The following is a 13,981-nucleotide window of genomic DNA, read 5'->3' on the forward strand; positions in this document are numbered from 1 at the left end:
CTTGACTGGCGTGAAAGCAAAGATGTACATCTTTGCGCACCGCCGGGCCCGCGGTGTCCTTGACGGAGAGTACGCTTCCATTTTCCGCGGCCGTAGCCTGGACTTCGATGATCTGCGCGATTATGTTCCGGGGGATGAAGTCCGGGACATCGATTGGAAAGCCACTGCCCGGGTGGGGACGCCGCTGATCAAACGCTACGTGGCTACCCGCCGCCAACAGGTACTTTTTGTGGCTGACACTGGCCGGAACATGGCTGCAACCTCTCGCGGCGGCCAGATCAAAAAGGATATTGCCGTCATGGTCATGGGGGTCATCGGCTTGCTGGCCTGCAGACACGGTGATTCCGTGGCCCTTATCCACGGAGACTCCAACGCAACCGCCGCACTGCCCGCCAAAGGCACCGAAAGTCATGTGGAGAATGTGTTGCGCCGCATGGATGCAGCCTCAGAGGACAGCGGGCGCAGTGAGCTGTGCACGCAGTTGGAGTATGCTGCCACCCACATCAAGGCCCGCACACTCCTGGTGGTTGTTGCGGATGAGCTCGCACCCAACGAGCGCCTCGCTAAGGTGCTTCGCCGGCTCAACGCCCAGCATGAAATCCTGTGGGTAGAAATTGCTGACGCCATCTTAGCCGGACCCGGTGCTGTCCACGGCTCTGCCGGAAGGTCAAGAGGCAGCCTGGACAAGGGCGCTACGGCATCTGCACACCTAGCATCCGGGTGGGCGGGCACCGAGGTTATGGCAACTGACGTTGAGGGGGAGCGGCAGGTCCTGCTGCTACTTGCCAATGATCCGGAACTTGCCCGCAGCTATGCCCAAGCTGCCGCCGAAAGGTCCCAGGGGCTGGCCGAGCTGCTGCGTACCCAGGGAATTGCCATGACCTGTGTGGGTGCCACAGAGCAGGTCATGACTGCTGTCTTCGCCTTGCTGGAGAGGCATCGACGTGCCCGCTGACACAACGTTTTATGCCCCCATTGGCTACTCGGCGTGGTGGCCGCTGATGGGGGTGGCGCTGCTGATCCTGTGCGCCGCAGCGGTGGCCTGGATCTGGGTCGCCACCAAGCCGGCCGGCACCATCGGCGTCCCCAATTTTGTTCCGCCACGGCACCCGCAGGGCGTCAAAGCCAAATACCTGGCCCTCATTGATGGGCTGCAAAACCAGCACGACGCCGGACACCTGGCTACGCGCGCAGCCCACAGTGAGCTCAGCCTGGCTGTGCGCACCTTCGTCCATGAGATGACGGGGTTGCGGACTCAGCGCATGACACTCACCGAGTTGCGTGAGCACCGCCTGCCACTGGCTGAGGAGGCTGTGGAACTGTTTTATCCGGGGGAGTTTTCCCGCACAGGAGGAGACCGCTTAGTGTCCGACTCGGCTCAGGCGGCTAGGAATGTGGTGAGAGAATGGCGTTGAAATACTGGTGGTTGCTGCCTGTGGGGCTGGCCGTTCTTGGCACTGTCCTTGTACTGCTGTTCCGGCGTGGAACGGCGCCGGTGTGGCGCCTTCCGGTGGCCCATACCGAACGGCTCACGGCCCTACCCGCCTACCAAAACGCGCTGCGCCAGCGCCGCACGTGGCTCACTGTGGCGGTTGCTGCCGTTGCGGTTTTGGCGCTCTCGCTGCTGGTGGCCGCGGCCCGGCCCGTCACGGAGCGGACAAGCATTCCTGAACAACTTAACCGGGACATCATCTTGTGTCTGGATGTCTCCGGTTCCATGTTGGATACCGATGAGGCCATTGTGAGTGTTTTTTCCACCTTGGTGGCGAACTTCAAGGGTGAACGGATTGGCTTGACCATCTTTGATTCAACGGCTGTCACAGTTTTTCCGCTCACGGACGACTATGAGTTTGTGGCGAATGAGCTCAAAATTGCGCAGAAGGCGCTGAACCCGGACGCGAGTTCCTTTGATTATTTCACTGGAACATATGAGGCGCCGGGCTCCTCTCTCATTGGCGACGGATTAGCCAGCTGCATCAACGGCTTTCCGGCAGCAGCCCAATCCCAACGATCCAGATCGGTCATCTTTGCCACCGACAACCTCTTGGCAGGAAAACCCTTGTTCAGCCTGGCGGAGGCCACCACGCTGGCTCAGAAGGACAAGATACGTATCTATTCCCTTAACCCCAACGACTTCGGCATGGAAACATTCTTGGGCAAGGCCGCACAAGGCCTCAAGACGACCTCCACCTCCACGGGCGGGGCCTACTTTGCGCTGGAGAGTGAATCTGCGGTTCCTGGAATTGTGCAAAAAGTGCAAGCCACTGAGGCGGCACTGCTCAAGGGCGCCCCGCAGCGCAGTGTGCTGGATCAACCAGGTTGGGCCTTGGGTATGGCGCTGCTTTCCCTGCTGATGCTGGGTGTAGCTGGTTGGCGGCTTCGGAGATGAGCCTACTGCCGATCCTGCCCCTGTGGCTGTACCTGGCTCTGTCTCTGATGCTGCTAGCCGTTGCTGGTTTCCTTCTGCTCAAGGGGGCCACCGCCGCCCGTTGGCGCTACGCAGCCTTGGTTGTGCTGGTCTTGGTTGCTGGAGCCCGGCCCGGACTGGTGGGCGCGCCCGCACCAGTAGCGAACACCGAACTCAACGTGTACTTTGTGGTTGATGTGACACCCAGTTCAGCTGCCGAGGACTTCAATGGAAAATCTCCCCGGATTGAGGGAATGAAAGGGGACATTCAAGCCCTGGCCACCGAACTGGCTGGGGCCCGGTTCTCCCTGATCACCTTTGATAGCAAGGCCTCCGTCACGCTTCCGCTGACCACCGACGCAACAGCGCTGGCCACCATGACTGAGGTCATCTCACCCAAACCGGCCTACATCTCTCAAGGCAGCAGCATCAGCGTGGCCCATCAGCTGCTGGCCCAACGGCTGGCGGATTCTGCGAAGAACCACCCGGAGCGGCCGCGGCTGGTGTTTTACCTCGGTGACGGGGAACAAACAGCAGCTCAAGCACCCGAACCGTTCAAGGACAAGATAGAACTGATAGATGGTGGCGCTGTGTTGGGGTACGGGACAACTGCCGGAGGAAAAATGCGTGAGTACAGCTTCAGCAGTACATCCTCCGGGCCCTACATTCTGGACAAAAGCGCCAACTATGCGCCAGCGATTTCCCGTATTGATGAGAAGGCGCTGGCCGGCATCGCCTCCCAGCTGGACGTGCCCTATGTTCACCGGGAGCAGCCGGGAAACATTGCTGCGGCGTTGGGCAAGTCTGCCCCCAAGGTTTCTTCCTCGCCGGGTGGAACAGAGGTCCGTGTTGGTGCCGGGCGCACTGAATTATATTGGCTCTTCGCTTTGGCCGCTTTTGGTGTGGCCACCGCAGAACTGGCCTCACTGAGCCGTGCCCGCCGTTTCTTGGCGGCGCCCCGAAAGGACCGCGCATGAATGCCTCTTCCTTGGCAGCGCAACCCGGACCAGTTGCACCCAGTGGGACTGCATCCAGTGGGACTGCACCCAGCGGGGCTGGCGACGCCCGGCAACGGCGGAAGAAACTGCTGCTCTGGAGCGCACCTGCCATCCTTGTCGCCGCCGTTGTTGCACTGAAGTTGCTGAGCCTGCCACTCGCCGCAGGGCAGGCCGGCGCAGCCTACGGCAGCTCTAACGCGGACGGGACCGTGCACGCCGGGCAGGCCATGGGGGTACTGAACCTGGTTGAACGGTACAAGTCCCACTTTGCCGTGGGTGATGGATATGTGCTGCGCGGCGACTTTGAACGGGCCAGGAAGGAATTTGCCACGGCCTTGGAGCTGGTCCCAGCAAAGGACTCATGCAAGGTTCGGGTTAATTTGGTACTTAGCCTAGAGAAGTTGGGTGAGGAGGGGCAGAAGGCGGGGGACACGGCGAGTGCCCTGGAGTTCTTTGCCCAGGGCAGCGCAACTGTAGAGCAAGCGCCGCGGGACTGCTTCACCCCTGATAGTGCCAATAACAGCGACGGTGAAGGTGATGCGCTGCGGGACGCTGCGCAGCGCCTGGAGGAGAAGGCGTCCGCCTCCCAAGATGGTGGCCAGGACGGCGAAGGCGGCGAGAGTGAGCCGGGGCAGGATACGCCGGCGCCACCCGCCAGCAAGCTGGACAAGCTCAAGGAATCCGGCCAGAAAGCGCAGCAGGAACGTAGCAAGGGCCAGAAGTTGGATGAACTGCTTGAGGAAGAGCCAGAGCAGCACCCCAAGCCGTGGTGACGTGTGCATTTTGGAGTACAGAGGGACTCTGACTGCTCACTTATTCGGTCAAGGTGCAGAATTCACTAGCTTCTCCGAATGTAATTGCTGAAATATTCCGTAAAGGCGCGTAGTAATTCGATCATGAATTTGCGCTGCATGTCACGGGGTGCTTATATTTGGTGCACGTTATCTCCTCAACGTGTGTCAGCGACCTTCGGATTAATCGAGGGTGTGGGTGCCCCCATGTGGGTCTGACATTTGCTCGCGGATCACGCCCGCTCGCTGTTGCTCTCTAGACAGCTCCGGGTGGTCTGCGCCGCTTTCTTCGAAAATGTGATTGTTGCTGCCTTCCGGTGTTCTAGACGCTTGGGGCAGCAGCGGCCAACCCATCCTCAAGGACCCAGCAAATGTCTCCACCGAGCCTGATACAGGTATCGGCGCCAGCTTCACAAAGTGCGCCGATAGCCCTCTCTTACGAACTCTTTCCACCCAAGAATGCGGCCGCGGAAGCCACGCTGTGGCAAACCATCCGTGAATTGGAAAGCACCAATCCGGACTACGTCTCCGTCACCTACGGTGCCAATGGCAGTAACCGCAACACAGCAGTGGAACTCTTGAACAGGCTCCTGACGGAAACCTCACTGAGACCGTTGGCACACCTGACCTGCGTGGGAAACACGGCTGATGAACTTGCCGAGATCATCTCTGAACTGCTCGACCATGGTGTGCGCGGCATCCTGGCCCTGCGCGGAGATCTGCCCCAGGACGGTCCCGCCGAACCACGGGCTGGATCCTTGGCCTACGCGCAGGACCTCATTGAGTTGATCCGCCGTGTGGAGCAGCGCCGTTCGGCGTTGCTCTGTGCCGGCAAGGTTGCTATTGGTGTGGCGGCCTACCCTGCGCGGCACCCGGAGTCACCCTCGATTGAACATGATGTGGAGGTCCTCCTGGCCAAGCAGCGCTCAGGAGCCGACTTTGCCATCACCCAAGTGTTCTTCCATGCGGACCAGTACCGCGACCTTGTGAGCCGGGCACGCCGCGCCGGGGTCAGCATACCCATCATCCCTGGTGTCATGCCGCTGACCAGCCTGCGCCGGGTTCAGCGTTTGGGTGATCTGACGGGTGTGGAACCCTGCCCCAAGCTGCTGGATAGTCTGGGTCGGGCCGACGACGCAGCACAGAGCCGCCGTGTGGGGGTCAAGGCCACAGTGGACTTGGCCCGGGCGGCCTTGGACGCTGGCGCACCCGGTATTCACCTCTACACCTTCAATGAACATGCCGCCGCCCTGGAGGTCCTGAATAAACTCGAACTACTGCGTCCGGGACGGCCCCAGCTGGGCTCCAGAAGTGCCGCATCAGCCTTGGCCTAACACCCGCCTTGGCCAAGCAATGGCCGCTGCATCTGACTTTTTTATCTTGAAATATTTGTCTTAAAAATCTAAGGAAATTCCATGTCAAAGAACACTGCATTCCCCTCCGCCTCCCTACTGGGCTACCCCCGCATTGGCCGCCGCCGCGAACTGAAGAAGGCCATCGAGGGTTTCTGGGCGAACAAGATCGACGCCACCGAGCTGGATGCTGCCGCCAAAGAAATCCAGTTGGGTACCGCCCGCCGCCTGACTGAGCTGGGACTGAACGAAGCGGCAGCCATTCCCGGCACGTTCTCTTACTACGATCAGGTGCTGGACGCCATCACCCACATCGGTGCCGTCCCGGCCCGCTTCGGTGAACTGCGCAACGCCGATGGCCAGCTTGACATCAACGCCTACTTCACTTTGGCTCGCGGCACGGTTGAGCAGCAGCCGCTGGAAATGACCAAGTGGTTCGATACCAACTACCACTACCTGGTGCCGGAGATTGGCCCGGAAACCACTTTCTCACTCACCTCAACCCGCGTGGTGGAGCAGTTCGAATACGCTCTGGCCAACGGCTTTGAGACCCGCCCGTACCTGGTTGGCCCTGTCACGTTCTTGCTGTTGAGCAAGGCCAGTGATGAAGCCCCGGCAGACTTCAACCCGCTCTCCCGCCTGGAAGAGGTACTGCCGGTCTACGCTGAACTGCTGAGCCGCCTCGGTGCCGCCGGCGCCTCCTGGATCCAGCTGGACGAGCCCGCCCTTGTTGCCGATCAGGATGTGCCCGTTGCCGAAATTCAGGCTGCCGTTGCACGCAGCTACGAGGTACTCGGAGCAGCTGCTGGCCGCCCGCAGATCCTTGTCTCCACCCCGTTCGGTGCACTCAGTGAACTGCTGCCCACCCTGGCTGGCGCCCCCATCGAGGCTCTGCACATTGACGCCTTCAAGGGTGCCGTTCCTTCCGCGGAAGAGCTGGCCCTGCTCGCAGGCAAGACCGTTGTTGCAGGTGTAGTGGATGGTCATAACATCTGGATCAACGATCTGGCCGAATCCGCTGCGCGGCTGGATATTTTGAAGGCTGCCGGTCTAGCGGTCACCGTCTCCACCTCTACCTCCACCCAGCACGTCCCGCAGGACGTCACCGAGGAAACCCAGCTCTCTGAGGAACTACGCAGCTGGTTGGCGTTCGCAGACCAGAAGGTCACCGAAGTGGTGACACTGGCAGCGCACCTGGTGGACCCGGCGTCGTCCGCGGTAGCCATTTGTGAAGCCTCTGCTGTCATCGCATCACGGGCAGTAGCCGCTGGGGTCAAGCGCCCCGAGGTACGTGCCCGCTTGGCAGCCCTGACCCCGGCGGACTTCAACCGCTCCAACTTTGCCATCCGCGAAGCCGCCCAGGATGAGGCTCTGGCCTTGCCGCCACTGCCCACCACCACCATCGGCTCCTTCCCGCAGACCGGCGAAATCCGCTCCGCACGGGCCCGGGCCAACAAGGGCGCCATTACGGCGGATGAATACACCACCTTGATGAAGGAAGAGATCAAGCGCGTGGTGGAGCTGCAAGAAGAACTCGACTTTGACGTGCTGGTCCATGGCGAGCCCGAGCGTAACGACATGGTTCAGTACTTTGCCGAAAACCTCGAAGGCTTTAACGTTACGGTTCACGGCTGGGTCCAGTCCTACGGCAGCCGCTGCACCCGTCCTTCCATCTTGTGGGGGGATGTCACCCGTGAGAAGGCCATCACCGTTGAATGGGCGGAATATGCGCAGTCGCTGACGAACAAGCCCATGAAGGGCATGCTCACGGGCCCTGTCACGATCCTGGCCTGGAGCTTTGTCCGTGACGATCAGCCCTTGGGTGACACCGCCAACCAGGTGGGCCTGGCCTTGCGTGATGAGATCGCGGATCTGGAAGCTGCCGGCATCAAGATCATCCAGGTGGATGAGCCTGCCCTGCGCGAGCTCCTCCCGCTGCGCCGTGCCGATCAGCCCGCCTACCTGGACTGGTCCGTGAATTCCTTCCGCCTCTCCACCGCCGGAGCTGCCGACGCCACTCAGATCCACACGCACCTGTGTTACTCCGAGTTCGGTGTCATCATTGATGCCATTGACGGTCTGGACGCAGATGTGACCTCGATCGAGGCTGCCCGTTCCCGCATGGAGGTTGTCAACGACCTCGAGAACCATGGCTTTGGCCGCGGTGTTGGCCCGGGCGTCTATGACATCCACAGCCCCCGCGTCCCCGGTGCGGCCGAGGTCTCTGAACTGCTCGGCACCGCCGTCAAGCACGTGCCCGCTCGCCAGCTCTGGGTCAACCCCGATTGTGGACTGAAGACCCGTGGCTACGCCGAGACTGAGGAGTCCCTGCGGAACCTGGTTCAGGCCACCAAGGAAGTCCGCGCCCAGCTCGTCTAACACGCCCGCTAGCTCCACCAGCGAAACCTGCTCCACCAGCGTCACCCTCAGCGCCCCTGGCCTCTCCTCACGGAAAGGCCAGGGGCGCTGTGCTTTTGGCCACTAGCGCACATTACCGGGGCACGTTACCAGCGGGTAACGTCCTGGTCCCGGAGAGAGGGTAGATTAAAGCCATGAGCGTACAAGAGAGTGTGGCAAGCGCCCGGGCAGTTTTCACCAGCGGCACCACGAAGCCCTTGGCGTGGCGTGTCAGTGCGTTGAAGGCCATGAATAGCATGCTCGTTGAGCACCGTGATGATTTTTCCGCAGCCCTGGCCGGAGATCTTGGCAAACACCCGGCCGAAGCCTGGCTGACAGAGATCGGCTTCCTCACCGCCGAGATTTCCCACACCTTGAAACATCTTGAGCAATGGCTCAAGCCACGCCCAGTGCCCGTACCCTTGGCGCTCCAGCCAGCACGGGCCCGCACGGTGCTGGATCCGCTCGGCGTGGTGCTGGTCATTGCGCCGTGGAACTACCCCATCCAACTACTTTTGGCCCCCATGGTCGGAGCCCTCGCGGCCGGGAACACCGTTGTGGGCAAGCCCAGCGAGATGGCACCTGCCAGCTCGGCGGCGCTGGCCCGCTGGGTCCCGGAATATCTTGACGGCGCCGTGAGCATTGTGGAGGGCGGTGTGGCCGAAACCACCGAACTGTTGGAGGAGCGCTTCGACCACATTTTTTACACCGGTAATTCTCGTGTTGGACGGATCGTCATGGCCGCCGCAGCCAAGCACCTGACACCGGTGACGCTGGAACTGGGCGGAAAATCGCCGGTCTACATTGACGAGTCAGTGGACATGATTGCCGCAGCACGCCGCATTGCCTGGGGCAAGTTCATGAACGCCGGGCAGACCTGCGTGGCGCCCGATTATGTTTTGGGCACTGACGCCGCACTGGCCAAACTTGCCAAGGAACTTCCGCTGGCCATCGAGGACCTCTACGGTACCGAGCCTGCACATAGCCTGGCCTACGGGCGGATAATCAATGACCAGGCCTTTGCCCGTATTGCCGGGTTGCTGGTAGAAGACTTAGCGGAGCACTCCGGCTCCGCCCTTGTCAGTGGCGGGCGTACGGATGCGCCCACCCGCTACATCGCCCCCACAGTGCTCCATGTGGATGCTGATGCCAAGCTCATGGAGGCGGAGATCTTCGGCCCGGTGCTGCCGCTGCTCACCGTCAATTCGGCCGCAGAGGCCATCGCCTACATCAATGCGGGGGACAAGCCGCTGGCCCTGTACGTCTTTAGCGAGGACGACGGCGTACGGGCGCAGTTCCTGAGCCAAACCTCCTCGGGCGCACTGAACTTTGGTGTCCCCGTGGCGCACCTCTCGGTGCCCGGCCTGCCCTTTGGTGGTGTGGGGGAGAGCGGCATGGGGGGCTACCACGGGCAGCACTCGGTGGCGACGTTCTCACATCACAAGGCGGTGTTGGAAAAGACATTGTTCCCGGACACGCTCGCGCTGATCTACCCGCCGTTTGGTGCGGTGAAAAAGCAGCTCATCAAACGCTTTGTGGCACCGGCCAAGAAGTTCCGGAAGCAGTAACGGCTCCTACAATGCCGAGCTAGCGCCGTATGGGCTCGCCATCACGGCGTGAGGACTCACGGTGTCCGGTCCACATGGCTGATATCCGTGACCTCTGCCAGGATGCTGGCCAGTTTGTCCACAAACACCTCGACGCGGGCCGTGCGATTCTCATTGATGAGCAGGGCAAAGATATTGCGGGCCAACCGGATTTCAGGCACGTCCAGGACTACCACGTTCTCGGGCCGGGCGGCCAGAGCCAGTTCCGGGACCAGTGCTGCGCCCAGCCCCACTCCCACCAGTTGCAGGCTGGCATTGAAATCGTCGCTGTAGGCGGCCACGCGCGGATGCAGGTTGCAGCTGGCGAAGAGCCGCTCTATCACGGCGGCGTCACTGGTCCCGGGATGGTGCATGATCCAGGGCATGTCTGAGAGGTGGGCAGCGTCCATGGTGGAGCCCGGGCGAATGCCCCAGGACGCGGGAAGGACAACACGAAAATTATCGTCGCCAATCCACTGCCGGTTCAGGCTGTGCGGCCACGCCAGCCCTGACTGACCTACCTGATACACCAGGGCCACATCCAGCTCTCCGCCCGTGCGCAAGCCACCAATGGTCTGCTGCGGTTCCCCCACGGAGACGTGGAGATTAATTCCCAGCTCCGGCCACTGTGAGGAGCCAAATAAGCGCGGCAGGACATAGGTGGCCAGCGAGGGAAAGATGCCCAGCCGCAATTCCTGGCTTGTCCCCTCAGCCGTGCGTGCGCTCGCAGCCAACAAGGCATCTATATCGGTCAGCACCTTGGTGGCATGGCGGCACATGACCAAGGCGGCTTCCGTAGGCAGGATGCTGCGTGCTGAGCGGTGAAATAAATCGACTCCGGAATCACGCTCCAGAGCTGACATCTGCTGTGAAACAGCCGACGCCGTGTACCCCAGCGCGGTGGCTGCGGCGGCAAAGGATCCGCGGCGAACAACTTCTAAAAGGGTGCGCAGGTGCAGGGGATTGATCACAGGATGGCTCTTTCTGCCGGAGCGGCTGATTCCTAAGCAAGCATAAGCAAGCATAGACGGGCTGTGGTGGTGCACATGGGCCAGCCGCCCCGGCACGACACGCCGAAATTATGAGACACGCCGCACGTTTAGTGTGCACCCAGGCTGTCCACAGCCTGTGGACAGCTCGGTTTAAACGTTGAGTTCACGGGCTTTTAATTCTCCTAGGCTGTGGACGAGCGGTGCATAAGAATGACATACTTGTAATACATCATGTAGGGGTCGGTGCTGGAGACTCGCACTACATGTAGTATCTATTACAGAATTCAAGCGGTTCTGAAAAGGGCCGCTGAAACAGCTCTAAAAAGCTGGCGAGGCCGTTGCGTGACCCGTAGCCCCCACCGACAGCGAGCATGCCGACAGAGGCAGCCACAGGCAGAAACAGACAAAGGGGAACTTCGATCATGACCGTCACGGTTTACACCAAACCATCTTGCGTCCAGTGCAACGCAACATACCGGGCGTTGGATAAAAAGGGCATCACGTACCAGAGCGTAGACATCTCCACTGATCCGGCTGCTCTGGAACACGTACTCAGCCTTGGTTACCAGCAGGCGCCCGTGGTGATCACTGATGGCGACCACTGGTCAGGGTTCCGTCCGGATAAGATTTCCGAACTTGCCGCAGCCGTCCAGGCAAACGCCGCGAGCGTAGCGTAAGTCAGGAAGTGGGCCTTTTGGGCCCGCACGAAACACATAATTTCATGTGCGGATAACGCACACATGTGGGGCTGGCCCGTCAAACGGCTGGCCCTACAACCGCAAGTAAGCAGTTGGAAAGCGAAAGCCATGTCAGCCGTTGCAGCAGAAGCCGCAGTAACAGCGATACCTTCTCGAAACACCAGCAGCCGGCTGATATATTTTTCCTCCTCCTCCGATAACACCCACCGATTCATGGTGAAGCTGGGGATGGACGCGGCACGGCTGCCGATCTACACCAAAGAAGAAACGCTTCTGGCACAAGTTCCCTTTGTCCTGATCTTGCCCACTTATGGCGGGGAAAATCGGAGCGGGGCAGTGCCGAAGCAGGTCATCAAGTTCCTTAACGTGGAACAAAACCGGAAGTTGATTCGCGGTGTCGTAGGCGCCGGGAACACCAACTTCGGGGAAACCTATTGCCTGGCCGGTGACATTGTCGCCGAGAAGTGCAAAGTACAGCATTTATACCGTTTTGAACTGATGGGTACGTCTGAGGACGTTGCCCGCGTTCGCGAAGGATTGGAAGAATTTTGGACACGATTGTCTCAGACCAAGGCACTGGCGTGAAGGCCTCCAAGGAGATGCCCGCAGCATGGGAGGGCTTGGGTTACCACGAGCTCAACGCCATGCTCAACCTGTACAACTCCAAGGGTGAAATCCAGTTCGACGCCGACCGTGCGGCCGCCCGTCAGTATTTCCTCCAGCATGTAAACAACAACACCGTTTTCTTCCATGACCTGGAAGAAAAGCTGGAATACCTCGTGAAGAATGAGTACTACGAGCGCGAGACGCTGGACCAGTACTCCATGAACTTCACCCGCGAGCTCTTCCAGCGTGCGTACAAGAAGAAGTTCCGCTTTGAGACCTTCCTGGGCGCGTTCAAGTTTTACACCTCCTACACGCTGAAGACTTTTGACGGTAACCGCTTCCTGGAGCGCTACGAAGACCGTGTGTGCATGGTTGCCCTGCACCTGGCCCGCGGCAATGAGGAACTCGCCAAGAGCATTGTCGATGAAATCATGGACGGCCGCTTCCAGCCCGCTACCCCCACCTTCCTCAATGCCGGCAAGGCACAGCGCGGCGAGCTTGTCTCCTGCTTCCTGCTCCGCATCGAAGACAACATGGAGTCCATCGGCCGCTCCATTAACTCCGCTCTGCAGCTCTCCAAGCGCGGCGGCGGCGTGGCATTTGCCCTGACTAACATCCGTGAAGTTGGTGCCCCGATCAAGCAGATCGAGAACCAGTCCTCCGGCGTCATCCCCGTCATGAAGCTCCTCGAAGACAGCTTCTCCTACGCCAACCAGCTTGGCGCACGCCAGGGCGCAGGCGCCGTGTACCTGCACGCCCACCACCCGGACATCAACCGCTTCCTTGACACCAAGCGTGAGAACGCTGATGAGAAGGTCCGCATCAAGACCTTGTCTTTGGGTGTTGTCATCCCCGACATCACCTTTGAGCTGGCCAAGCGCGACGAGGACATGTACCTGTTCTCCCCGTACGATGTTGAAAAGGTGTACGGCATGCCGTTCTCCGACATCTCTGTTACTGAGAAGTACTACGAGATGGTTGACGACGCCCGGATCAAGAAGACCAAGATCAAGGCCCGCGAGTTCTTCCAAACTCTCGCCGAGATCCAGTTCGAATCCGGCTACCCGTACATCATGTTTGAGGACACGGTGAACCGCGAAAACCCCATCGAGGGCAAGATCATCATGAGCAACCTCTGCTCTGAGATCCTTCAGGTTTCCGCACCCACCACGTACAACGATGACCTCTCCTACGCCGAGACTGGCAAGGACATCTCCTGCAACCTGGGTTCACTAAACATTGCCAAGGCCATGGATTCCCCCGATTTCGGTGCCACGATTGAGACGGCCATCCGTACCTTGACCGCTGTCTCTGACATGTCAAACATCACCAGTGTCCCCTCCATTGCCAAGGGCAACCGCCAGTCGCGCGCCATTGGCTTGGGCCAGATGAACCTGCACGGCTACCTTGCCCGTGAGCGCGTCCATTACGGATCCGTTGAGGGCCTGGACTTCACCAACATTTACTTCTACACGGTGGTGTACCACTGCATCCGTGCTTCAAACCTGTTGGCCATTGAGAATAACTCCACGTTCATCAACTTCGAGAACTCCAAGTACGCCTCGGGTGAGTTCTTCGACAAGTACACGGACCAGGAATGGCTGCCGCAGACCGCCCGCGTTGCGGAGCTTTTTGACGGCATGCACATCCCCACGCAGGAAGACTGGCGTGCGCTGAAGGCTTCCGTTATGGAGCACGGGATCTACAACCAGAACCTGCAGGCTGTCCCGCCCACAGGCTCCATCAGCTACATCAATAACTCCACTTCCTCGATCCACCCGATCGCCTCCATGATCGAGATTCGCAAGGAAGGCAAGCTGGGCCGCGTGTACTACCCGGCTCCCTACCTGACCAACGACAACGTTGAGTTCTACAAGGACGCGTACGAGATCGGCTTCGAGAAGATCATCGACACCTACGCCGCTGCCACGCAGCACGTGGACCAGGGCCTGTCCCTGACGTTGTTCTTCAAGGACACCGCCACCACGCGTGACATCAACAAGGCCCAGATTTATGCCTGGCGTAAGGGCATCAAGACCATCTACTACATCCGTCTGCGCCAGCTCGCGCTGGAAGGAACGGAAGTGGAAGGTTGCGTCTCGTGCCAGCTTTAGCACCACGGAACTAAAGTGCACGACGGCGAGGGCGGCCCCG

12 protein-coding genes are annotated in these 13,981 nt (G+C 60.2%); 11 read left to right on the top strand and 1 reads right to left on the bottom strand.

All coding sequences use genetic code 11. The features are described 5' to 3' along the window. Positions 1-10: 10 nt before the first annotated feature. The 8 genes from CVS29_RS10915 (at position 11) to CVS29_RS10950 (ending at position 9,513) form a co-directional block, all read left to right on the top strand. Positions 11-955 carry a DUF58 domain-containing protein gene (locus CVS29_RS10915; protein ID WP_308467740.1) on the top strand — a complete coding sequence of 315 codons (945 nt, stop codon included), beginning with the start codon at positions 11-13 and terminating at the stop codon, positions 953-955. After that, positions 945-1,415 (top strand): hypothetical protein, encoded by a 471-nt coding sequence (locus CVS29_RS10920; protein WP_110106354.1) that lies wholly within the window; start codon positions 945-947, stop codon positions 1,413-1,415. Before CVS29_RS10915 ends, CVS29_RS10920 begins: the two co-directional genes overlap by 11 nt. Next, positions 1,406-2,389, top strand: coding sequence for a VWA domain-containing protein (locus CVS29_RS10925; protein ID WP_110106355.1), 984 nt, complete (start codon positions 1,406-1,408; stop codon positions 2,387-2,389). Before CVS29_RS10920 ends, CVS29_RS10925 begins: the two co-directional genes overlap by 10 nt. Next, complete coding sequence (locus CVS29_RS10930) at positions 2,386-3,384, top strand: vWA domain-containing protein (RefSeq protein ID WP_110106356.1); 999 nt, start codon at positions 2,386-2,388, stop codon at positions 3,382-3,384. Before CVS29_RS10925 ends, CVS29_RS10930 begins: the two co-directional genes overlap by 4 nt. Continuing rightward, positions 3,381-4,178 (top strand): hypothetical protein, encoded by a 798-nt coding sequence (locus CVS29_RS10935; protein WP_110106357.1) that lies wholly within the window; start codon positions 3,381-3,383, stop codon positions 4,176-4,178. Before CVS29_RS10930 ends, CVS29_RS10935 begins: the two co-directional genes overlap by 4 nt. A gap of 389 nt (positions 4,179-4,567) precedes the next feature. Beyond that, complete coding sequence (locus CVS29_RS10940) at positions 4,568-5,530, top strand: methylenetetrahydrofolate reductase (RefSeq protein ID WP_110106358.1); 963 nt, start codon at positions 4,568-4,570, stop codon at positions 5,528-5,530. Between the two features lie 81 nt (positions 5,531-5,611). Next, the gene (gene metE, locus CVS29_RS10945) at positions 5,612-7,927 is read left to right on the top strand and encodes a 5-methyltetrahydropteroyltriglutamate--homocysteine S-methyltransferase (RefSeq protein WP_110106359.1); all 2,316 of its coding nucleotides are present in this window, start codon (positions 5,612-5,614) and stop codon (positions 7,925-7,927) included. A 173-nt stretch (positions 7,928-8,100) separates the two neighbouring features. Beyond that, positions 8,101-9,513 carry an aldehyde dehydrogenase family protein gene (locus tag CVS29_RS10950; RefSeq protein WP_110106360.1) on the top strand — a complete coding sequence of 471 codons (1,413 nt, stop codon included), beginning with the start codon at positions 8,101-8,103 and terminating at the stop codon, positions 9,511-9,513. A gap of 56 nt (positions 9,514-9,569) precedes the next feature. Here the strand turns inward: CVS29_RS10950 and CVS29_RS10955 are convergent, their stop codons facing one another. After that, a complete protein-coding gene (locus CVS29_RS10955) occupies positions 9,570-10,502 on the bottom strand; it encodes a LysR family transcriptional regulator (protein ID WP_110106361.1) in 933 nt (310 codons plus the stop codon). 443 nt (positions 10,503-10,945) lie between these two features. On the opposite strand from CVS29_RS10955, the gene nrdH reads away from it, so the two are divergent. The 3 genes from nrdH (at position 10,946) to nrdE (ending at position 13,941) form a co-directional block, all read left to right on the top strand. After that, positions 10,946-11,200, top strand: a complete 255-nt coding sequence (nrdH, locus tag CVS29_RS10960; RefSeq protein ID WP_110106362.1) for a glutaredoxin-like protein NrdH — start codon at positions 10,946-10,948, stop codon at positions 11,198-11,200. Positions 11,201-11,329: 129 nt separating this feature from the next. After that, complete coding sequence (gene nrdI, locus CVS29_RS10965) at positions 11,330-11,806, top strand: class Ib ribonucleoside-diphosphate reductase assembly flavoprotein NrdI (RefSeq protein WP_110106363.1); 477 nt, start codon at positions 11,330-11,332, stop codon at positions 11,804-11,806. 14 nt (positions 11,807-11,820) lie between these two features. Then, positions 11,821-13,941: a class 1b ribonucleoside-diphosphate reductase subunit alpha gene (nrdE, locus tag CVS29_RS10970; RefSeq protein WP_110106505.1), complete on the top strand. Its 2,121-nt coding sequence runs from the start codon at positions 11,821-11,823 to the stop codon at positions 13,939-13,941. Positions 13,942-13,981: the final 40 nt, after the last annotated feature.

The sequence above is a fragment of the Arthrobacter psychrochitiniphilus genome (assembly GCF_003185915.1).
Classification (GTDB): Bacteria; Actinomycetota; Actinomycetes; order Actinomycetales; family Micrococcaceae; genus Specibacter; species Specibacter psychrochitiniphilus.